This is a genomic window from Pseudomonas gingeri, assembly GCF_013386115.1.
GTDB lineage: Bacteria > Pseudomonadota > Gammaproteobacteria > Pseudomonadales > Pseudomonadaceae > Aquipseudomonas > Aquipseudomonas gingeri.
The window spans coordinates 579,568-601,903 of sequence record NZ_JACAOR010000005.1 but is presented as its reverse complement, the minus strand read 5'-3'; the positions used below and the strand labels follow the sequence as shown (position 1 = coordinate 601,903).

Sequence of the window (22,336 nt, the reverse complement as noted above, 5' to 3'; positions counted from 1 at the left end):
GCCGATCACTCGCCTGCGGGCTTTTTCATCGCGATCCGGCGTTTACGAGGCCGAGTGGGTGGCACCGGCCGATACGCTGTTCGGTTGCAGCTTGAACACATGGAACAGCAGCGTCAGCAGCACCAGGAACGCCGGGCCGATATACAGCGCGACGCGCGTGTCCGGGAAGTACGCCATCAGGCCGACCACCAGCACCAGGAACGCCAGCGCCAGGTAGGAACTGACCGGGTACAACCACATGCGGTACTGCAGGCCGGCACGCTGCGCCGCCGTCAGGCCACGGCGGAACTTCAGTTGTGCCAGCAGGATCATCACCCAGGTCCAGATCGCGCCGAAAGTGGCGATGGACGTCACCCAGACAAAGACTTTCTCCGGCACCAGGTAGTTGAGCAGCACGCCCAGCAGCAAGGCACCGATGGACAGCAACAATGCGCGGCGTGGCACGCCGTTGCTCGAGGTCTTGGCGAAGCTCGCCGGCGCCTGGCCGTTCTGCGCCAGGCTGTAGAGCATGCGCCCGGTGCTGAAGATGCCACCGTTGCAGGAGGACAACGCGGCGGTAATCACCACGAAGTTGATGATGCCCGCAGCGGTCTTGATCCCCAGGCGTTCGAAGGTCATCACGAATGGGCTGCCCTGGGTGCCGATGGCGTTCCAGGGGTAGATCGACAGGATCACGAACAGCGCGCCGACGTAGAACAGCAGGATGCGCCAGAACACCGAGCCGATTGCATTCGGAATGGTCTTCTGCGGGTTGCGGGCCTCGCCGGCGGTCAGGCCGATCATCTCCACGCCCAGGTAGGCGAACATCACCATCTGCAGGGACATCAGCACACCACTGATGCCGTTGGGCATGAAGCCGCCATTGCTCCACAGGTTGGAAATGCCCAGGGCCACGCCATCGTTGCCGAAGCCGAAGGCAATCACGCCCACGCCGCCGATGACCATGGCGATGATGGTGACGATCTTGATCAAGGCGAACCAGAACTCGAATTCGCCAAAGGCCTTCACCGCGATCAGGTTGATCGTGCCCATGCTGACCAGTGCCGCCAGAGCCCAGATCCAGCGTGGCACATCGGGGAACCAGACGCCCATGTATACCGCGACCGCGGTGATTTCCGCGACGCAGGTCACCAGCCACAGGAACCAGTAGTTCCAGCCGGTGAGAAAGCCCGCCAGCGGGCCGAGATAGTCCTGGGCATAGCGGCTGAAGGAGCCGGCGACCGGATTGTGCACGGCCATTTCGCCGAGGGCGCGCATGATCACCAGGATCGCCAGGCCACCGATGATGTAGGACAGCATGATCGCCGGACCGGCCATTTCGATGGCCTTGGCGGAGCCGAGGAACAGGCCGACGCCGATACAGGCGCCGAGCGCCATCAGGCGGATATGCCGCTCACCGAGTTCGCGTTTGAGCGGGCCGCCTTGAGCGGTCTCGCCAGGGGGCAGGGGGGTGCCAACGGGCATGGGGGACAACCTCGTCTTGTTATTGGATATGAACCACCGGGCAAAGGAGCGACGGACGGGTAGGCCCGGACTCCCGGATGCCGGCTGCGCTTCGTGAGCGCAGCCGTCCCGCAGGGCAGACCTGCAGGATCAGCGGGCCGGCGAGTATTGCACAACAATGGTGCAGCGTCATGCCTCCCGCCCGGACCGTTCCTACTCTGCGCGGGGCTCTATCCCAGGCTTGTCAGCCCTTGGCCCGGCCATACGCCTGACGTCGTGTTCCCGACGTATCTGCACCGAAAAACCGTTACCGGTCGGAAATACCTGACCGCCCTCACAAAATTTTCCTGGCCTTCTGGCAGCGTCTAAGCTTCAGGCAAGTGCGATCAATCTGCGTGAATGGATGAATCGACTATGGGTGCTCAATGGAACTCCGATTCGACCAAGACTGTGGTGCCAACCAACAGTTCGGATGAGGCGCCTTTACCGAAAAAACCCCGCAGACGCAGGCCCTGGTGGCGCCTGTTCTGGCTGGTGGTGTTGATCGCCCTGATTCTGCTCGGCGTCGCCGCGTCCCGCGAGATGCGCACGTCGAAACTCCAGGCCCGGGAATTCAGCCGTTTTGCCGGCGACCTGGGTTACTCCCTCGCCTCGGGTCCCAGCGATTCATTGCTGTATCCCGGCGAAGGCCCCTTCGACAAACGCCTGGGCTACAGCGACCTGGGGACTTTTCTCACCCGGCTGGCCAAACGCGGCTACCTGATCGAGGCGCAGGCGCGCTTCTCCCCCGCCCTGCTCGACTACAGCAAGGCCGGCTTCTTCGTACCCTATGTGGAGAAAATCCAGGCCGGCCTGTCGATCACCGACTGCCGGGGCGCTGACCTCTACCAGTACAACTATCCACAACAGCTCTATGCCAGCTTCGCGGCCATCCCGCCGCTGGTGGTCAACAGCCTGCTGTTCATCGAAAACCGCGATCTGCTCGACCCCGCGCAACCCATGGCCAACCCCGCCGTGGACTGGCCGCGTTTCGGCAAGGCGGTGCTGTCGCAGATCGCCAAGGTCCTGCATGTCGGCGGCCAGACCGCTGGCGGCAGTACCCTGGCGACCCAGTTGGAGAAGTACCGGCACTCGCCGGATGGCCTGACTTTGTCCGGCAGCGAGAAGATCCGCCAGATGATTTCCGCCAGCGTGCGCGCCTACCAGGACGGGCCACAGACCCTGCAGGTGCGGCAGAACGTGGTGCGTGACTACCTCAACAGCGTGCCCCTGTCGGCGGTGCCCGGTCACGGTGAAGTGCATGGCATGGCCGAAGGCTTGCGGGTCTGGTATGGCGCGGATTTCGCCCAGGTCAACGCGCAGTTGAGCAGCACCGCCAGCGATCCGCAGAGCCTGGCCAAACGCGGGCTGGCGCTGCGCGAAGTGCTATCGCTGATGATCGCCCAGCGGCGGCCGTCACACTACCTGGCACGGGGCCGCGATGAACTGGCCGACCTGACCGACAGCCACCTGCGCCTGCTGGCCCAGAGTGGCGTGATCGACGCCCCGCTGGCCGCCGCCGCGCTGGCGAGCAAGGTCAGCTACCGCGACTGGCTGCAGGAGCCGACGATCCAGCCGGTGGAGTCGAACAAGGGCATCAGCGTCGCCCGCAGCCGCCTGGCAGCGATGCTCGACCGTCCCCTGTACGACCTCGACCGTCTCGACCTGTCGGCCACCAGTACCTTGCAATCGGACCTGCAAGGCCAGGTCAGCGACTACCTGCGCCGCCTGGCGAACCCGGAGTTCGCCAATTCCATCGGCCTGCTGGGCGAGCGCCTGCTGACCGCCAGCAGCACCCAGCAGGTGCGCTACAGCTTCACCCTGTTCGAACTGACCCCGGACAGCTATCGGGTGCGGGTACAGACCGACAGCACCGACCAGCCGTTCGATATCAACGAGGGCAGCAAGCTGGAACTGGGCTCCACCGCCAAGTTGCGGGTCCTGACCACTTACCTGCAGATCATCGCCGAGCTGCATGATCGCTATGGCGACCAGACCCCGGCGGCGCTGAAGAAAGTCGAGATCAACGACCAGGACCGGATCACCCGCTGGGCCGTGGACTACCTGGCGCAAAACAGCGACCGCGACCTGCCGAAAATGCTCGAGGCGGCGCTCAACCGGCAGTATTCGGCAAGCCCCGGCGAAAGCTTCTTCACCGGCGGCGGCCTGCATCACTTCCACAACTTCCGCAACGAAGACAATGGCCGCAACCCGACCTTGCTCGAGGCCCTGCGCGAATCGATCAACCTGCCCTTTATCCGGCTGATGCGCGACCTGGTGCGCTACAGCACCTACCAGGGCCCGAACAACAGCGCCGAATTGCTCAAGGACGATGACAATCCGCGTCGCCAGGAATACCTGGCGCGCTTCGCCGACCGCGAGGGCACGGCCTTCATGCTGCGCTTCTGGAAGAAGTACCAGAACAAGGATTCCCAGGAACGCCTGGAGACCTTCCTCGACAGCATGCATCCGACACCGATCCGCCTGGCGGCCGTGCACCGCTACCTGTTGCCGGAGGCCCCGCAGGCGGCCTTCAACACCTTTGTCCGGGCCCACCTGAAAACCGAGAAGGTCACCGACGAACGCCTCGCCAAGCTCTACAAGAGTTATGGTCCCGGGACCTACGACCTCCCGGACCAGGGCTATATCGCCAAGGTCCACCCGCTCGACCTGTGGTTGCTGGGCTACCTGCTGAAGAATCCCCAGGCCAAGTTCAGCCAGGTGGTGGCCGCCAGCGAATTCGAACGCCAGGAAGTCTATGGCTGGCTGTTCAAGAGCAAGCACAAGAGCGCCCGCGACAGCCGGATCCGGGTGATGGTGGAGATCGAGGCCTTCCTCGATATCCATCAGCGCTGGCAACAGGTCGGCTATCCCTTCGATCACCTGGTACCGTCGCTGGCGACCGCCATCGGCAGCTCCGGCGACCGGCCGGCGGCATTGGCCGAACTGATGGGGATCATTCTCAACGACGGCGTGCGCATGCCGATACTGCGCATCGACAGCCTGCACTTCGCCGCCAACACGCCGTACGAAACGCAGCTGGTCAATGATCCGGGCAAGGGCAAGCGGGTGCTGCCCTCGGAGGTGGCCACGGCTCTGCGCCTGGCGCTGTCACAGGTGGTGGATGCGGGGACTGCCCGGCGTGTGTCCGGCAGTTTCAAACAGCCGGACGGCACTCCACTGGCCATGGGCGGCAAGACCGGCACAGGGGATAACCGGATCGAGGCCATCGGCGCCGGCGGCCGGGTGTTGAGTTCGAAATCGATCAACCGTACGGCGACTTTCGTGTTCTACATCGGCGCCCATCACTTCGGCACCCTGACCGCCTTTGTCCCGGGGCGCTCGGCCGAAACCTTCAAGTTCACCTCGGCCCTGCCGGTCCAGGTGCTCAAGGGCATGGCCCCGATCCTGACGCCCTACCTACAGGCGGGCAGCAACACCTTGTGCACCACCACCAGCGTCGCACAGGCCCACCCCTTGTAGGAGCCCGCTGGCTGGCTCCTACAATCAAGGTGACATCAACTCTCGGAATGAAAGCGCTTGGCCAGGGTGTAGCTCTTTTTCCAATAGGAGTTGCTCAAGGAGTCGATGCGCACGGTCTTGCCGCTGCGTGGCGAGTGGATGAACTTGCCGCCGCCCACATAGAGCCCGACATGGCTCACGCTGCCCTGGCCATTGCGATTGAAAAACACCGCATCGCCGGGCTGCAGGCTGCCGCGCTGGATGGTCCTGGCGCTGGAGCGACGCATCCCCACCGTGGTTCGTGGCAGCTTGATATCGGCCTCGTTCTGGAACAGATAGACCAGCAGGCCACTGCAATCGAAGCCCTTGACCGACATGCCGCCCCAACGATAAGGCGTACCGATCAACTGGTGCGCGCGGTCGATGACATTATCGATGGACGACTCCGCGGCCCCACCGGTGGCCGGGACCTGAGTGGTCCTGGCCGAAGAATTTTTCGCTGACTTGAGGGTGGCATGGGCTGATCCGAAGCTTCCCAGCACCATCAATAACAATACAACCAACACTGACCTGGACATGATAAACGTCGCCTTTGTGGACATCAGGCGGCATGGTACGGAGCGGCCCAGGGCTTGCTCAGAGTGCTTTTCTCAGCTTCACGTAGGAAACATCCTAGGAAACCACGCGAAAATCTCCTCTCCCCTGTAGCACGGCCAAACCGCCCTACTGCTCGATCGGCACTCCCGGGTTCTTCTCGCGGTCGGGATGACGTTCGTCGTTTTTCTTGCACGACAGTTAAGATATATCTTAAGGTATATCTAACGAAGACAGGAGAAAGAGAAAATGAGAGAGCATCACCATCACCCCCACCGCGAATTCGGCGACGGCCATGACGGTTTCGAGCGTCGTCCCGGCCGCGAACGCGGCGGTCGCGGCCCGCGGGTCTTCGCCCCGGGCGACCTGAAACTGCTGTTGCTGGCGCTGATCGCCGAACAGCCCTGCCATGGCTACGACCTGATCCGCCAGATCGAAGGCATGTTCGACGGCGCCTACAGCCCGAGCCCCGGCGTGATCTATCCGACCCTGACCTTCCTGGAAGAAAGCGAGCTGATCACCGGCGACGCGGAAGGTGGGAAAAAGCGCTACAGCGTGACCGACAGCGGACGCCAGTCCCTGGCCGACCAGGCCATTGCCCTGGATGGCGTGCGCATGCGCATCGATGTCAGCAAGCGTTCCCTGCGTGGACATGACCGTCCGCCGGAAATCCACGAGGCCGTGCACAACCTGCGGCACGCCCTGCAACTGCATCACGGTCGCTGGAGCGCGGAGGAAATCCTGCGCGTGCGCGACCTGCTCAACGACACCGCCAAAGCCATCGTCGACGGACCTGTAGCCACGCCATCCTGCTCGGAGAAACCGGAATGAATGCAGTCAATCAACAAGGGATTCACCGTGTCATGCACGAGATCAAGCGCCGCCGCCTGAAAGTGCTGCGCGTGGTCGACCTGACGCCACGCATGCGTCGCATCACCCTCGGCGGCCCGGAGCTGGCCGGCTTTGTCAGCCTGGGCACGGACGATCACGTGAAACTGATGTTCCCGCAGAACGCCGCCGAACAGGCGGCCCTGGATGCCTGGGTTCCTGGCACCAAGGACAACGGTTCGCTGCCGGCGATGCGCGACTACACGCCACGGCGCTTTGACCTGGCCATCGGCGAACTGGACATCGATTTCGTCCTGCACGGTGACGGCCCTGCTTCAACCTGGGCTGCCCAGGCGGCGCCGGGGCAGTTCCTGGACATGGGCGGGCCGCGCGGTTCGATGGTGGTGCCGGATATCTTCGACAGCTACCTGCTGATCGGCGACGAGACCGCCCTGCCGGCCATCGCCCGGCGTCTGGAAGGCCTGGCGGCCAACCGGCGGACGCTGGTGGTGGTCGAGGTGGAGAACGCGGCGGAACAGCAGCCACTGCACAGCCCGGCACAGGTAGAAGTGATCTGGGTACGGCGCGATGCACCGGAGCAGGATCTGCTGCAGACGGTCGAACACTTGAGCATCCCGTCCGGCAGCCTGTACGCCTGGGTGGCCACCGAGGCGGCGCTGTCGCGCAAGGTGCGCAAGGTGTTGCTGGGCACCCATGGCTTGAGCGAGGAATTCCTCAAGGCGGTCGGCTACTGGAAGCTGGACGACAGCACCGAAGACTGATCCGGCACCGGAGAGGCTGATACAAGCCTCAAGGGCCTCTTCGCGGGCAAGCCCTGCACCTGCGGGTGGGTGTCGTACACAAGGTCAGTGGACACCACGAAACTGTAGGTGCCGGGCTTGCCCGCGAAAGCGTCGGTCCAGATGCAACAGCCCTACCTGCTGCCCACCCGGCGATCCACGCCGATCAGCAGCAGCGACACCAGAACAAACCCCAGCAGGATCTGCCCGGCATTGATGAACACCTGTGGATAACCCAGGGTGTCGACATCGACAAAGGGATAGGGGTACGTCCCGATCAGGTGGCCGCGCAACAGCACATAGGCGAAATACACCAGCGGGTAGACCATCCACGGCAGCACCTGCCACCAGCGCAAGGTGCCCTTCGGCACGCAGCGCCACCAATAGACCACGAACAGCAGCGGCATCAGGTCGTGCAGCAACTCGTCGGCCAGCCACTGGAAGCCCTGGGGGTGCCACAGGGGGCGCAGCAACAGGTTGTACGCCAGCGCCACCACCACGATATTCGCCACAATCGCCGTACGCACCGAAGGCCGGAGAAAGAACCGCCGGGCGCCCGACTCCCGCGGCGTCACTTCCCAGGTCAGCACCACCGCCACCAGGGTGTTGGTCAGCACGGTAAAGAAACTGAAGAATGTCAGCAGCCCGCCCAGCAGGCTCGCCTCGACCTGCCAGCGGGCAATCAGGATCAGGTACAACTGGATGCTCAGGCCGCTCCAGCCCAGCAGCGCCGCGATCTGCAGCGCGAGACGCGGACAAGCGCCGGCGGCTTGATGGTCAGGCATGCCCTTGAACTCCACGGCAAGGTCTCAGCGCTTGGTGCGCATCAACTTCACGTACAGCTTCTCGACCTTTTCCCGTGCCCACGGGGTCTTGCGCAGGAAGGTCAGGCTCGACTTGATGCTCGGATCACTCTTGAAGCAACGGATATCAATGCGTTCGGCCAGGCCTTCCCACTCGTAATGAGCCACCAGGGCGTTGAGGATCTGCTCCAGGGTCACGCCATGCAGCGGGTTGTTGGGTGTCTCGGTCATGCCGAACCTTCAGTGAGGAAATGGAACAAGCCGCGCACCTTAGCCGAGGCCTTCGCCAGGGGGAAGAGCCGCGACGGGCGATACGGGTCCGGCATCGTGCAATAACGCAGAAACCGCTCTGGATTGAGTCTAGCGCCAGAACGGGGCGCTGGCGTCGGGAGTGTTTCCAAATCGATAAAATATGTTACGTTATAACAACACAATACCATTCATCGGCAGAACCCCGCCGTTTCAAGCCTGTTCTTTCGACTCAAAGGTGCACCTTGCACCTCGCTTGCCAAGGAAACATCAATGCCTCTCTCCTCTCCCCTGCGTACTCGTCTGACTCCGCTGGCCGCCGCCTTGCTGATGGCCGGCCCGGTGCATGCCCTGGAGCTGCAACCCCAGGTCATCACCGCCAACCCGCTGGGCAGCGCCCAGACCGCCTCGCCGAGCACCGTGCTCGAAGGCGACGAGCTGACCCTGCAGCAACAAGGCAGTCTCGGCGAAACCCTGAACAAACAACCGGGCGTGTCATCGTCCTACTTCGGACCGGGCGCCAGTCGACCGATCATTCGTGGCCAGGACGGCGACCGCATCCGCCTGCTGCGCAACGGCGTCGGTGCGCTGGACGCCTCGGCCCTGTCCTATGACCACGCGGTGCCGCTGGACCCGGTCAATGTCGAACGGATCGAAATCGTCCGCGGCCCGGCCGCCCTGCTCTACGGTGGCAGCGCCATCGGCGGGGTGGTCAACACCTTCGACAACCGTATCCCGACCAGCCCCATCGATGGCATCCACGGCGCCGGCGAACTGCGTTATGGCGGCGCCGACACCACCCGCAGCAGTGCCGGCAAGCTGGAAGCCGGCGATGGCACCTTCGCCTTGCACCTGGACGCCAACGCCCGCGAGTTCAACGACCTGCGGATTCCCGGTTATGCCCGCAGCCGCAATGCCCCGGCCAGTGAAGACGGCGATGGCCGCAAGGGTCGCCTGGGCAACAGCGACGGACGCCAGGACGGTGGCGCGGTAGGCGGTTCCTACACCTGGGACGATGGTTATGCCGGCCTGTCCTACAGCAACTACGACAGCAACTACGGTTCCCCCGCCGAGCAGGATGTACGCATCCGCATGCAGCAGGATCACTACGCCTTCGCCTCGGAAATCCGTAACCTGCAAGGGCCCTTCAGTTCGGTGAAACTCGATGCCGGCTACACCGACTACGAACACCGGGAAATCGAAGGCGGCGAAGTCGGCACGATCTTCAAGAACAAGGGTTATGAAGCCAGGGTCGAAGCCCGCCACCTGCCGGTCGGGCCGTTCAACGGGGTGATCGGCGCCCAGGTCACGCGCAACGAATTCTCCGCCCTGGGCGAGGAAGCCTTTGTCCCGCAGACCGATACCAACAGCGGCGCGCTGTTCCTGCTCGAAGAACTCAAGGCCAGCGACCGCCTGACCTTCAGCCTCGGTGGGCGCCTGGAACACACCACGGTCGATCCGGACAGCAAGGGCAACGAGCGTTTCGCCAATGCCGACCGCAGCAACAGCTTCACCGCCGGCAGCCTCTCCTCCGGCGCGGTCTACACCCTGACGCCCGTGTGGTCCCTGGTCGCGACCCTGGGCTACACCGAGCGCGCGCCGACCTTCTACGAGCTGTATGCCAACGGCGCCCACGTGGCCACCGGCACCTATGAAGTCGGCGATGCCAACCTGTCGAAGGAAAAGGCCGTGTCCAGCGACCTGGCCCTGCGCTTCGACAACGGCACCCACAAAGGCAGCTTCGGCGTGTTCTACAGCCGCTTCTCCAACTACATCGGCCTGCTGGGCAGCGGTCGTACCCTCAACGATGAAGGCCAGGAGGATGCCGGCGGCATTCCCGAATACCGCTACTCGGGCGTGCGAGCGCGTTTCGCCGGCTTCGAGGCACAGGACCACTGGAAACTCGGCGAAAGCGCCTACGGCAAGTTTGCCCTGGAACTGTCCGGGGACTACACCCGCGCCACCAACCTCGATACCGGCGAAGCCCTGCCACGTATCGCGCCACTGCGCCTGAACAGTGGCCTGCTGTGGGAACTGGAGCGCTGGCAGGCGCGCATCGATGTCGAGCACGCGGCGGGACAGGGCCGGGTACCGGCCAACGAATCAGGCACTTCGGGCTACACCACCTTCGGCGCCAGCGCCGGTTATCACTTCGATATCGGCAGCAGCCAGTGGCTGGCGTTCGTCAAGGGCGACAACCTGACCAACCAGACCGTGCGCTACGCCAGCTCGATCCTGCGCGACATCGCGCCGGCACCGGGACGCAGCGTTGAATTCGGCTTGCGCACCACGTTCTAGGAATCACACCACTCCCCAGGCCCGCGCGAGATGACTGTGCGGCCTGAGGGAGCTGACTGTGGGAGCGGGCTTGCCCGCGAAGAGGCCAGTGAGAGCACCAGAAGCTTCGCGGGCAAGCCCGCTCCCACAACCGCACTATTACCGATTCCACAATGATCCATCTCAGGGAACACCCTGTTTCCCCCCTCACCTTGGCTTTATCCTTAGCCAGCTAACAACTGAAACGTTTCACCTTGCGTGACTTGCGCAAGAAACGTCCCGGTTCCTGGTTTTATCCCCGACTTCCCGAGCTGCGCCCAGGCCACGCCGCGTGCCGCCGTGCGCGCCCGCACAGCTGGCCGCGTCCTCGAAGACCGTCACCCGATTGAACCAAGCCCGCGCCAGATCGTCATCTACAGTGATATAGCGCGGGACACCTTATAACGTCACGGAGAAACCACACTATGAGCACCGACCCTGCTTCGAGTCGAAGCCGTCTGCTGCCCAGCCTGCTCGGCATCGTGCTGCTGCTGATGGGCCTGGCCCTGCTGGCCGGAGGGATCAAGCTGAGCCTGCTCGGCGGCTCGCTGTACTACCTGCTGGCCGGCATCGGCCTGGTGCTGACCGGCGGCCTGCTGCTGGCCGCCCGCCGGGCCGCGCTGGGCCTCTACGCGCTGGTGCTGTTCGCCAGTACGCTGTGGGCCTTGTGGGAAGTCGGCCTGGACTGGTGGCAACTGGTGCCGCGCCTGGCACTGCTGTTCGCCCTCGGTATCGTCATGCTGCTGCCGTGGTTCCGCCGTCCGTTGCTGCACAGTGGCGCGGCGCCGATGGGCACTGGCGCACTCGGCGTGGCCGTGGTCCTGGCGGGTGCCGCCGCGGTGGCCAGCCAGTTCACCCACCCCGGTGAAATCAAGGGCCAGCTGGATCGCGACGGAGTCCCCGGCATGAGCAACACCGCCCCGGCCATGGCCGACGGCGACTGGAACTCCTACGGCCGCAGTGCCCATGGCGATCGCTACTCGCCTCTCGCGCAGATCACTCCAGAGAATGCCCACAAGCTAGTGCCGGCCTGGACCTATCGGACCGGTGACATCCCGGGGCCGAACGACCCGGGTGAAACCACCGCGGAAAACACCCCGCTGAAAGTCAACGGCATGCTCTACGTGTGCACGCCACACAGCCAGGTGATCGCCCTTGACCCGGACACCGGCAAGGAAATCTGGCGTTTCGATCCGAAGCTCTCGACGCAGAAGGCGGCGAACTTCAAGGGTTGGGCGCACATGACCTGCCGTGGCGTGTCGTATCACGATGACAACGCCTACATCGCCGATGCCAGCTCATCCGCACCGGCCGCGTCCGCCACTGCGTCAGTGGATGGCAACAGCGCGCCGACCGGCCAACTGACCGCCATTGGCCAGGAAAACCAGTGCCCGCGGCGCATCTTCCTGCCGACCGCCGACACCCGCCTGATTGCCCTGAACGCCGACACCGGCAAGATGTGCGAAGACTTCGGCGACAAGGGCCAGGTCGACCTCGGCGCCAATATCGGCACCTTCGCCCCGGGCGGCTACTACTCGACCTCGCCACCGGCCGTGACCCGCAACCTGGTGGTGATCGGCGGCCACGTCACCGACAACGTCTCCACCGACGAACCCAGCGGCGTGATCCGTGCCTTCGACGTGCACACCGGCAAGCTGGTGTGGAACTGGGACAGCGGCAACCCGGACGACACCACTCCGATCGCCCCGGGCAAGACCTACACCCGCAACTCGCCCAACATGTGGTCGATGTTCGCCGTCGATGAAAAACTCGGCATGCTCTACCTGCCGATGGGCAACCAGACGCCCGACCAGTTCGGTGGCGCCCGCACCCCGGATTCGGAGAAATTCAGCGCCGGCCTGACCGCCCTGGATATCGACACCGGCCATGTGCGCTGGAGCTTCCAGTTCACCCACCACGACCTGTGGGACATGGACGTGGGCGGCCAGCCGACCCTGATGGACCTGAAAACCACCGACGGCGTGAAACCCGCCGTACTGGCCTCGACCAAGCAGGGCAGCATCTACGTGCTGGACCGCAGCAACGGCAAGCCGATCGTGCCGATCAACGAAGTGCCGGTGCCCCAAGGAGCCGTCGCCGGCGACCACACCTCGCCGACGCAACCGAAGTCCGACCTCAACTTCATGCCGCCGCCCCTCAAGGAACGCGACATGTGGGGCGTGACCCCGTTCGACCAGATGCTCTGCCGGATCGACTTCAAGTCGCTGCGTTATGACGGGCCGTTCACCCCGCCATCGCTGCAGGGCTCGATCGTCTATCCCGGCAACTTCGGTGTGTTCGACTGGGGCGGTATCTCGGTGGATCCGGTGCGCCAGATCGCCTTCGTCAACCCGAGCTACATGGCTTTCCGCTCCAAGCTGATCCCGGCGGCGGACATCGCCGCCCAGGGCCCGCGCAAGAGTGAAACCGAAGGCGTGCAGCCGAACAAGGGCGCGCCTTATGGCGTCATCCTCGAAGCCCTGCTGTCGCCGATGGGCCTGCCGTGCCAGGCTCCGGCCTGGGGTTATGTCGCGGCGGTCGACCTGACCACCCACAAGACGATCTGGATGCACAAGAACGGCACCGTGCGCGACAGCTCACCGGTACCGATTCCCCTGAGCATGGGCGTACCGAGCCTGGGCGGGACCTTCACCACCGCCGGTGGCGTGGCCTTCCTCAGCGGCACCCTGGACCAGTACCTGCGCGCCTATGACGTGAAAAACGGCAAGCAGCTCTGGGAAGGCCGCCTGCCTGCGGGCGCCCAGACCACACCGATGACCTACACCGGCAAGGACGGCAAGCAGTACGTGCTGGTCATGGCCGGCGGGCATGGTTCGCTGGGGACCAGACAGGGCGATTACGTGCTGGCGTACAAACTGTCCGAATAACTTCGGACAGATATAAAAAAGCGGCCATGGAAATGGCCGCTTTTTTTAGAATAGCAAAAATCCTATCAGCTGAAGTTCTGCTCCAGAGAACCTGGTGCGATAATAAAACTTATGAATCGGCCTAAGGATAGTCACTGATATACAAGCAACATTTGAATACCAGCCATTCTGTTATCCTTAAGATAGTCATACAGCCTTCCACTGACTTTATACGCTGAACCATCCGCGAACCTGACAACATCACCAGGACTTGGAATCATCCAAGTAGCAACGGTGCTGTCATCAGCGGGTTCCTTGCCTTCCTCTTTTGGGAATATCCAAATTATCTTCATTTTACAGTCCCTCGTGGATTCGGTTGTGATTATCCTTTAAGTAACAACCCTCTCTTCCCTGAAAGAAACGACTACGCAGCAGCACTTTTCCCTAATGCCATGCCCCTTATTCAAGGTTAAAGAAAAGCCACTGTCTACCTGTCAGAAATGACAGTAACGACGAACGGTTCCGTGCAATCGGCACCAATGCCAACGGGAAACTGTTCAAGGAATTTCCCTGCCTCAGAAGGGATCACCGTTTGTCGCTACTGTCATTTCTGACAGTAGCCACTGAAATGGCCGACTCCTAGCATCGCTTCCATACCGGACGGGAAAAGGTGCTCGGCATCGGCGATCGCTCCCGCCCATTCCTGGAAACGCTCTTGTTGCTGAAGTGCGGACCCCTACTCCCATTCAGCCTGATGGAGGGAGAAACAACATGAATACCTCAGACATGGCCGTCGTCATCGACGCCCCGGCAGGCCCCGTAACCTCGCCGTTCACCATAAGCGGCACGGCCACTCCCAATGCCAAGGTCATGGTCTACAGGTCCGGAGGACAGCCGCGCTACGACAATGACCAACTCTACGCCGATGCCTATGGCAACTGGTCGATTCCCAATGTCAACGAAGAGGTTGGCACCTACTCCATCGTCGCCTACCAATCAGCCAACGGCCAGGATTCCGGTTGGTCAGGCGAACAACTCTATACCGTTCAGTCCGCCAAGCCCGCTGCTCCCGTGATCGATGCGCCGGCAGGGCCTCTCACCTCGCCGTTCACCATCAGCGGCAAGGCCATACCCAATGCCAAGGTCATGGTCTACAAATCCGGGGGCGCCACGCGCTACGACAATGACCAACTCTACGCCGATGCCTATGGCAACTGGTCGATTCCCAACGTCAACGAAGAGGTCGGCACCTACCCCATCGTCGCCTACCAATCAGCCAACGGCCAGGACTCCGGTTGGACGGGCGAACAGCCCTATACCGTCCAATCCGCCAAGCCCGCTGCTCCCGTGATCGATGCGCCGGCAGGGCCTCTCACCTCGCCATTCACCATCAGCGGCAAGGCCACTCCCAATGCCAAGGTCATGGTCTACAGGTCCGGGGGACAACCGCGCTACGACAATGACCAACTCTACGCCGATGCCTATGGCAACTGGTCGATTCCCAACGTCAACGAAGAGGTTGGCACCTACCCCATCGTCGCCTACCAATCAGCCAACGGCCAGGACTCCGGCTGGTCAGGCGAACAGTACTATACCGTCCAGTCCGGACCTGGTATTGATTACGACAGTCTCTTAAAAAATGAGATATTCAATACTGCAAATAAAAAAGAAAACTATGTAGACCCAAGAACCGGCCTGTTCAATGCGTATTTCCCTATTGTTTCCTTGATCGCCAATGCCGCTCAAGGCCCAAACCTGGACATTGACTTATTTTATCGCCCAAGCAAAGTGGATAGATTTGGAATAGGTACAGGCTGGAAATTTCGTCTATCAAGTTATGATTTGATCTACAAGACCCTGACTCTTTCGACGGGAGTATCCGTTGACAACCCAAGTAACATGGACGGCCGAGATGTCCTAAGATCGTATGGATTTACGCTTGGAGCAGATAAGGAATATGATGAATATGGAACGCCAAAACAAGCGATCCAGATATATCACAAAGATGGAAGCATCGAAAAACTTAATTTCACGGGCGCCAACCACGAACTATTACCAACTAAAATAATAACAACTCATGGCTTCACCCTTGATATAACCTGGGAAATCCAACGAGGCAACCTGGGCAACGTGACCAGGCTCACATCCATCAGAGATGAAAAAAACACGTTACTCAGTGCGACCTACACTGACAATAGTGCAACTTTCATCATATGGCCAAACACACAAGAACAACACAGTGCAGTTTTAAATTTCAACACCACCTTGAACTCTGTCACTTTCCCCGACTCATCTACTCCCTCCAGCCAAAATTTTTACTACGAACCCAACCCGACTTTAGGCCAGGTTCTCACCACCGTAACCAGCTCGTCGGGACTGATAGAGAAAGTGCTTTATAAAAATCAAGGAGCCACAATTAACAATACGACATTCCCCTGGGTAACACAGCACACCCTGACCCCGGGCGGAGGACAACCCGAGATAATTACGGGGTATAGTTACACAAGAGTTTCAAGTGATTCGTATACTACAACTTCGACAAACTATACATCCGAGCAGGTCATCAGTAAGATTTTCACCTTCGAAAAAAACCTTCTCACATCAGAAACCCAAATCATCAACGAATGCAGCACGACAATAAAATATGAATATCTAGGCTCCGCCCCCTATCTTAATAAAACGCAATACAAAAACCAAAACAGTGGGGCATTCAGAGAAACCCCAACGAAGCAGACACTCTTCTCACCAGAAAACAACATAATCTATAGCGATACGAGCGGAGTTTCCACACGCTGGAAATACGCAAACAATAATACATCAAACGCCAAACAAGCCTTTAACATACCAGTCAACCTGGAATACCCAATCCAGCTTGACAACGACACATACTCCAACCTTCTCAACATATCCGAAAGACACATAGAATCCGAACAATTCTATAACATTCAAAGCAGTCAAGATGGCGATTTGATAAGAAAATTCTACAGCTATACTCTTTTACCCAAAAAAGAACCCTCACTAGCGGCAGGAAACCTTCGTCCGTCATTATGTCTAACGGTATACAGTCCGGATTCCGTCGGAGGATCTTCCCTAGGCCGATGGAAAGATGGATCAATGGTTCTCGAAACGATAGCTTATATCAAAGATCCATCCTCTCCCCATCACGGCCGGGTGCAGTCCACAACCACTGAAATTCTGGATGCCTATGGAAACACCGTACCCTACTCCAAATACACTACTAATTTTTACTACGAAATCACAGATGCTTACCTGAGAAAAATAACAGAAGTCGTGTCATCCGAAGGTATCTCGAACACAATTGAAGAGACGACCTCCATTTTCAGCGGAAGAGTCGTAAAATTTATCGACACACTGAAAAATACAACTGAATACACATACGACTCTCTTGGTCGAACCGTCAAAACAACTCAAAACTCACAAAGCTACCAATACCGTAAAACAACGGACTACCAGTACATCCAGACAGCCTCCGGCCCCTCCGTCGTTATCACCAACGATACCGGCGTCAAACAGTGGATAAAAAGTGACGCTCTGCAACGCCCTATCAGCACAGAAATATGGACGGACATTACCGGCTCACCTCAATGGCTGAGCGTTACGTCTACCCAGTATGACGCTCTAGGTCGAGAGGAAAAAATCTTCCTCTATGACCACCTTGCAGACGGTTCAGTACTCAGCTCCTGGACAGAAACACACTATGACAACTGGGGAAACCCAAACAAATCAATTGTCAACAATGAAAAAACCATATACTCAAATTACAACCCAATAAGCAATACATTGGAGAGCTGGATAGAATTTGGCGGCACTCCTTGCGGTAAGACCCTGACGACTTACAACCCGCAAGGAGAAATAGTCCTTATCACCAGCTCAGACATATGGGGAAATACACAAGCAACCCAAAGTTACCAATATGACGGTTTTCAGCGAATCACTACACAAACCCAAAAAACCCGCTCGCTCTCAAACAGTCTCGACATCACCTACACCTACGACAATTTCGGCAGGCCCAGCACCATAACCTCCGAAAATAAAACCATCAGCTATATCTATCCAAATCACACACCAGAAAAAGTAATATCCGGAATTTCAGTGCTCGATCACTCAAACTACGCCTCCTATAATCTCGGGCAGCAAAATTATGACACGCTAAATCGGCTCGTTCACTCAGCCAGCGGCGGAAGATCCTATACCTTCACCTATGCAACATCGTCAAACTCAGCCACCACGGCTACTCTGCCTGATACTCGAGAAGTCAGCTTCGAGTACCAGGCAGAACTCGACAACAAACTTATAAAGCAGAGCGTAACGTCCAGCGGGCAGCAGCAGGCATATACTTATCAAACACCTGGCAACCTTTCAGAAACAGCGTATAGAATACCGGGAGCCTCTGTAAATCGCTACTACAACGCGAATGGCTCTCTGCTGACAGAAGAACTTTCAAACCTCAATAACGAAGCCAACAAATCCTCCACCTATCGATATTCTCTAAACGGCCTATTAACGTCAGAAACCGATTTCCTTGGAAACGAAACAACCTATCACTACAATCAGAATGGCCGCTACATAGGTTCTTCCAGTCCCACAATAAATACACAGCTGTATCATGACAACTCAGGTTTATTAATAAAAGAGGACGTATACGACGCTGGCTCCGGCACGACGACAAGCATTAGCTACACGTACGATGAAAACCATCGTGAAACAAGCCGTGTTTTTTCTACGGCAGGATTTCCAACATTAACAATAGCATGCAATTATCAACCCGACTGGTTAATCAGCAACATAACATTCAGCAGAGACAACATCTTAATCCGTCAGGAAACCTTCACCTACTTTCCTTCGGGGCAACTGCAGACTTGCTCCTACTACGGTACTGAATGTCCAGTGGACCCCTGGGGAAACACACTCACCGCGCAGAACTTCACTTATGACGCCCTGAATAACATATCAACCTGCACCAGCCAATTTGGTGCCGAGACAAACATCACATCGTACCATTATGACAACCCCTATGATAAGACTCAACTAAGCTCCATCACCAACACACACCCAGCTTACCCCAATTCGATACTCCTTGAATATGATAGCGCCGGACGGCTGACTAAAGACGAAGCCGGAAGAACCCTGAGCTACGACAGCCTTGGGCAGTTAAAAGAAGTCTTTTCAGCCGATCAAAGCATCGCCATCACTTATACGTATGATGCCTATAACCGGATAGCGGGAACAAAAAGCGCTCTTCGCACCCAGAATTTCTTTTATAAAGGATCCTCTGTATTTGCCCAATCTGAAAATATATTCTCGGTCGGTCAGGGACAAACGCATTCGGTCACCAATAGCCAGCTCAACTCAAGTAACTCTTGTTGCATCCAGGTAAAATCTGTATTTGACCACACTACAGGAGCCACCCAGACCACCCGCTGCATGGAGTTGAAGGACTCACATGGTTCTCTCATCGCCAGCTACGACACCATCAACAAAACAGCCTCCTACTTTTCTTACACCGCGCATGGCTACAGGCCGCTTGATAATAACAATCGATCTTTCCTCGGCTTCAATGGCGAACCCATGGATTCAGTAACAGGACTCTACCACTTGGGCAATGGTTATCGAACCTACAGCCCCGTCATCCTGCGCTTCCAATCGCCCGATAGCCAAAGCCCCTTTGGTGCAGGAGGAATAAATAGTTACAGTTACTGCTCGGACCCCATCAACTACAGCGATCCGACCGGGCATGCCAGCCATTGGATGAATGTACAAGACGACTCATCAATCAATCATGGAAGTTTGATTAGTACGATTCTCTGGGGAGGAGTGGCAATCATGGCGGCCATACCGACCGGTGGCACCTCGCTTCTATTGGGAGGTGCGCTTCTAGGGACAGAGATCGCCGCTACTTCATTTGGTATAGCCAGCGCATTGACTGAAAGGAGCAATCCAAAACTTTCGGAAAAACTAGGCTGGGCATCCCTTGGCTTGGGACTTTCGAATATTGCCTATGGTTCATTTCGTGCAGGAAAAACCATCTATTCCACCCTCCGCGACTTCAGACGGGCCGCGTCCTTATCGACCGAGCACTTTGGACAAACAAGAAAAATAACCCAAGTCCTGGGAGGACCGATAGAAAAAATAAAATTAACCGAAGACAGTCTTACATTGAGTCAAGAAGCGTTCAAAGGAGGAAAACGCTTAACTTTCAATGTTCATGGCACTATTCCTCCGGGAGATGAGTCAGCACTAATGGTTGTCGGTGGAAAACTACTCGGTCCAGGCGAGGCCGTAGACCTGGCAAAAAGCCTTGGCTACGATGTTAAAAACTATGACTATATTCGTCTATTGATGTGCCACTCAGCCGACGGCGGAAGTTCCTCTTTCGCTCAAACCCTTTCGAATATCACTAGAAAGCCGGTGAAGGGTTTTATTGGCAAAATATCCGCAACGTGGGCACCAGAAGAAATAGTACCCGAAATCGGAAAATTCTCCAATCGCCAAGAAGGGTTGGCAACGTTCATCGGAAAAAAGTATGAAATTACCGTCCCCATTCACAAAAGAATAATCGGACTTAATGAAGATGATAATTTTATATGGGGAAATACTGATGCATACAATAGCATCCGTGTAAACTTCTTCCCCACTTAATGACCCTTGGCGCTATCGCCTTGCTCTAAACACCTGATCAAAAAGCCAGCCAGCTAACCTGACCGGCTTTTTGATCAACTGGATAACCTGCCTGCTTCCCCACGTATTATAAATTTCACGGCATAACCCCATACATCCTCCACAACCTGAAGGTCAGCTTCGCACACAGGCGGACAACGGCTCAGACAAGCACGCAGGGCTCAACTCCCCAGGACATGGATATAACCCTGGTTATTGCCCATTTCTGAATCATTCATCCTCATGTATAAATGCCCCTCCCCAGAATACTCTTCGAAGGACGCGCCACCATGCCACACAGGTCGAACCACACCGCCCCAAGAGTAAATAAGCTGACCGTACCTGGCACCTTCTCCGCTATAGGGAAAACGGCTATCTCCTTCAATAGCCTGTGAATTCACCCCGTTGGGCCCACACTCGGTAACGACCGTACCATCATACAACGTATAATTGATATTCCAGCGTGCATCACGTTGAGCCACCGCGGGGGCCTCAAGCGTCAAATAATGCCCTCTATCACTTTTCGGCGCGATGTCGTCAAGAAAATCCGCCCAGCCAAGCCGCCTCGTCTGGGACATATCGAGCCATCCATCGCTTACATCAAAAGAAAAAGTGACTAATTGGTTTGAGGGGCGAAACATTCCCAGCGCAATTGTTACGCTACCACTAACCGTATGCAACTCATCCGCCGGAACATTGATACCCACATGCATGCTGCCGGTATCATTGATCATATCAGCGTGACCTCCATTATATACGGGCAACGCTCGCCCTTCCCTCCCAAACTTAAAAAGCAATTCCCCTGCGTGACTTGTAGCGAACGGTGTAATACCACTTTCCGAGAGTTTCGAGAGATCACCTTCCGCGGAACAATACCGCCTATACCCCTCATAGGACCACTTATCGCCAGGACGAGGGATTGGAACCGGCAATGCTATGCTTCCCGGGATTCTGGTGTCCTTCCAGCCATCTTCCATTACATCTCCCGCGGAATAGGGTACGTCTGTATTAGCCGGTATACGAACCAGTACCCCTGTCCTGTTCTGGATTTCTCCAGGCTCTACATCCCAGATGGTTCCAAACTCGGCTACATCGAGGCCTACACCCACAAAAAATGAAATAATATCTACGCTTGAATCGATTTTCATACTCATGATCAGCGACTCCTGTTAAAGACGGCTGCATTGCCATCGGACTCAAGACTCCCTCAATCATGCACAGTTGGGTACTGTCAATATTGACAGTACCCAATAATCATTAGCGATTAATATCAAATTCACTGAAACCTTTTCAGGTAATCAACGCTTGCCTTTCCACCGATCCAGGGCAATCAGCACCAGCGACACCACCACGAACCCCACCAATATCATCAAGGCGTTGATAAACACCTGTGGATAACCCAGTTTGTCCACTTCGATAAAGGGATAGGGGTAGGAACCGACAAAGTGCCCACGCACCAGGGCATAGATGAAATAGACCAACGGATAGAGCAGCCACGGCCAGAGATCCCGCCAGTGCAATGTGCCCTTGGGCACGCAGAGCCACCAATAGATCACAAACAGTACCGGCATCACGTCGTGCAGTAATTCATCGGCCCACCACTGCAAGCCCTCTGGGCTCCAGGTCTCGCGCAACAGCAGGTTGTACGCCAGCCCGACCACCACGATGGCGGCAGCCACGCCAGTCTGGACAGTGGGTTTGAGAAAGAAGCGACGCGGCGCCGAATCCCCCGATGTCGCCGCGCAGGTCAGCACGATCGCCACGAGGATATTGGTCAGGACCGTAAAGTAGCTGAAGAAGATATCCACCCCGCCCAGCAGGCTTTTATCGCCCTGCCAGCGCGAAGCCAGGATCAGATACAGCTGAAGCAGCAACGCGAACCACCCCAGCAGTGCCGCAATCTTCACAGCGATCCCACGTCCGTCCTGCGTTACAACCATTTCATCGCCCATGACCCTGGCTCCTTGGCTACGCGGCACCTGCGACGGCAAAGCGCGCAACCGATTGGGCGCTCATGAACAGGCGGTGTGTAGAACAGGACCCTAGAAGAACGCGAGGCAAGACTCTACTGTCAGAAATGACAGTCCTGACCAACGGCAGCCGCGCTCGTACACAGCTCCCACAAGGATCGCGGCGTGCACAAGATGTGCGCCTGACGCGATGGTCATTGTGGGAGTGGGCTTGCCCACGAAGAGGCCCTTGAGCCCTGCACCGCCCGCTCGGACGCCTTCGCTGGCAAGCCAGCTCCCACATGGCC

13 protein-coding genes are annotated in these 22,336 nt (G+C 58.1%); 6 read left to right on the top strand and 7 right to left on the bottom strand.

The annotated features are described in order from the left end of the window. Positions 1 to 42: 42 nt before the first annotated feature. Positions 43 to 1,464 (bottom strand): amino acid permease, encoded by a 1,422-nt coding sequence (locus HX881_RS10660; RefSeq protein WP_177084341.1) that lies wholly within the window; start codon positions 1,462 to 1,464, stop codon positions 43 to 45. Positions 1,465 to 1,857: 393 nt separating this feature from the next. Between HX881_RS10660 and HX881_RS10655 the strand changes: the two genes are divergently transcribed. After that, the gene (locus tag HX881_RS10655) at positions 1,858 to 4,965 is read left to right on the top strand and encodes a transglycosylase domain-containing protein (protein WP_177084339.1); all 3,108 of its coding nucleotides are present in this window, start codon (positions 1,858 to 1,860) and stop codon (positions 4,963 to 4,965) included. A 35-nt stretch (positions 4,966 to 5,000) separates the two neighbouring features. On the opposite strand, the gene HX881_RS10650 is transcribed toward HX881_RS10655, so the two are convergent. Continuing rightward, a complete protein-coding gene (locus tag HX881_RS10650; protein WP_042935332.1) occupies positions 5,001 to 5,522 on the bottom strand; it encodes a C40 family peptidase in 522 nt (173 codons plus the stop codon). A gap of 265 nt (positions 5,523 to 5,787) precedes the next feature. On the opposite strand from HX881_RS10650, the gene HX881_RS10645 reads away from it, so the two are divergent. Continuing rightward, positions 5,788 to 6,369, top strand: coding sequence for a PadR family transcriptional regulator (locus HX881_RS10645; protein WP_177084337.1), 582 nt, complete (start codon positions 5,788 to 5,790; stop codon positions 6,367 to 6,369). Next, a complete protein-coding gene (locus tag HX881_RS10640; protein ID WP_177084335.1) occupies positions 6,366 to 7,148 on the top strand; it encodes a siderophore-interacting protein in 783 nt (260 codons plus the stop codon). The genes HX881_RS10645 and HX881_RS10640 overlap by 4 nt, the downstream gene beginning before the upstream one ends. Before the next feature lie 152 nt (positions 7,149 to 7,300). Here HX881_RS10640 and HX881_RS10635 read toward each other — a convergent pair whose 3' ends face one another. Together HX881_RS10635 and HX881_RS10630 are read right to left on the bottom strand one after the other, a co-directional pair. Further along, entirely contained in the window at positions 7,301 to 7,951 is a 651-nt protein-coding gene (locus HX881_RS10635; protein ID WP_177084334.1) for a Pr6Pr family membrane protein, read from the bottom strand. 24 nt (positions 7,952 to 7,975) lie between these two features. Further along, a complete protein-coding gene (locus HX881_RS10630; protein WP_017126370.1) occupies positions 7,976 to 8,200 on the bottom strand; it encodes a VF530 family protein in 225 nt (74 codons plus the stop codon). Between the two features lie 291 nt (positions 8,201 to 8,491). On the opposite strand from HX881_RS10630, the gene HX881_RS10625 reads away from it, so the two are divergent. Both HX881_RS10625 and HX881_RS10620 read left to right on the top strand, forming a co-directional pair. Continuing rightward, a complete protein-coding gene (locus tag HX881_RS10625) occupies positions 8,492 to 10,516 on the top strand; it encodes a TonB-dependent receptor (RefSeq protein WP_177084333.1) in 2,025 nt (674 codons plus the stop codon). Positions 10,517 to 10,959: 443 nt separating this feature from the next. After that, positions 10,960 to 13,422, top strand: coding sequence for a glucose/quinate/shikimate family membrane-bound PQQ-dependent dehydrogenase (locus HX881_RS10620; RefSeq protein WP_177084331.1), 2,463 nt, complete (start codon positions 10,960 to 10,962; stop codon positions 13,420 to 13,422). A gap of 131 nt (positions 13,423 to 13,553) precedes the next feature. Here HX881_RS10620 and HX881_RS10615 read toward each other — a convergent pair whose 3' ends face one another. Next, a complete protein-coding gene (locus HX881_RS10615; protein WP_177084329.1) occupies positions 13,554 to 13,754 on the bottom strand; it encodes a hypothetical protein in 201 nt (66 codons plus the stop codon). 418 nt (positions 13,755 to 14,172) lie between these two features. Between HX881_RS10615 and HX881_RS10610 the strand changes: the two genes are divergently transcribed. Continuing rightward, positions 14,173 to 20,061: an RHS repeat-associated core domain-containing protein gene (locus tag HX881_RS10610; RefSeq protein ID WP_177084327.1), complete on the top strand. Its 5,889-nt coding sequence runs from the start codon at positions 14,173 to 14,175 to the stop codon at positions 20,059 to 20,061. Positions 20,062 to 20,261: 200 nt separating this feature from the next. On the opposite strand, the gene HX881_RS10605 is transcribed toward HX881_RS10610, so the two are convergent. Both HX881_RS10605 and HX881_RS10600 read right to left on the bottom strand, forming a co-directional pair. Next, positions 20,262 to 21,233 carry a hypothetical protein gene (locus HX881_RS10605; RefSeq protein WP_177084326.1) on the bottom strand — a complete coding sequence of 324 codons (972 nt, stop codon included), beginning with the start codon at positions 21,231 to 21,233 and terminating at the stop codon, positions 20,262 to 20,264. 144 nt (positions 21,234 to 21,377) lie between these two features. Continuing rightward, the gene (locus HX881_RS10600) at positions 21,378 to 22,031 is read right to left on the bottom strand and encodes a Pr6Pr family membrane protein (protein WP_177084324.1); all 654 of its coding nucleotides are present in this window, start codon (positions 22,029 to 22,031) and stop codon (positions 21,378 to 21,380) included. Positions 22,032 to 22,336 lie beyond the last annotated feature (305 nt).

Excerpts from the sequence above, each read along its gene's own strand:
- HX881_RS10660 (WP_177084341.1), bottom strand. The coding sequence starts at position 1,464 with ATGCCCGTTGGCACCCCCCTGCCCCCTGGCGAGACCGCTCAAGGCGGC.
- HX881_RS10655 (WP_177084339.1), top strand. The coding sequence starts at position 1,858 with ATGGGTGCTCAATGGAACTCCGATTCGACCAAGACTGTGGTGCCAACC.
- HX881_RS10650 (WP_042935332.1), bottom strand. The coding sequence starts at position 5,522 with ATGTCCAGGTCAGTGTTGGTTGTATTGTTATTGATGGTGCTGGGAAGC.
- HX881_RS10645 (WP_177084337.1), top strand. The coding sequence starts at position 5,788 with ATGAGAGAGCATCACCATCACCCCCACCGCGAATTCGGCGACGGCCAT.
- HX881_RS10640 (WP_177084335.1), top strand. The coding sequence starts at position 6,366 with ATGAATGCAGTCAATCAACAAGGGATTCACCGTGTCATGCACGAGATC.
- HX881_RS10635 (WP_177084334.1), bottom strand. The coding sequence starts at position 7,951 with ATGCCTGACCATCAAGCCGCCGGCGCTTGTCCGCGTCTCGCGCTGCAG.
- HX881_RS10630 (WP_017126370.1), bottom strand. The coding sequence starts at position 8,200 with ATGACCGAGACACCCAACAACCCGCTGCATGGCGTGACCCTGGAGCAG.
- HX881_RS10625 (WP_177084333.1), top strand. The coding sequence starts at position 8,492 with ATGCCTCTCTCCTCTCCCCTGCGTACTCGTCTGACTCCGCTGGCCGCC.
- HX881_RS10620 (WP_177084331.1), top strand. The coding sequence starts at position 10,960 with ATGAGCACCGACCCTGCTTCGAGTCGAAGCCGTCTGCTGCCCAGCCTG.
- HX881_RS10615 (WP_177084329.1), bottom strand. The coding sequence starts at position 13,754 with ATGAAGATAATTTGGATATTCCCAAAAGAGGAAGGCAAGGAACCCGCT.
- HX881_RS10610 (WP_177084327.1), top strand. The coding sequence starts at position 14,173 with ATGAATACCTCAGACATGGCCGTCGTCATCGACGCCCCGGCAGGCCCC.
- HX881_RS10605 (WP_177084326.1), bottom strand. The coding sequence starts at position 21,233 with ATGAGTATGAAAATCGATTCAAGCGTAGATATTATTTCATTTTTTGTG.
- HX881_RS10600 (WP_177084324.1), bottom strand. The coding sequence starts at position 22,031 with ATGGGCGATGAAATGGTTGTAACGCAGGACGGACGTGGGATCGCTGTG.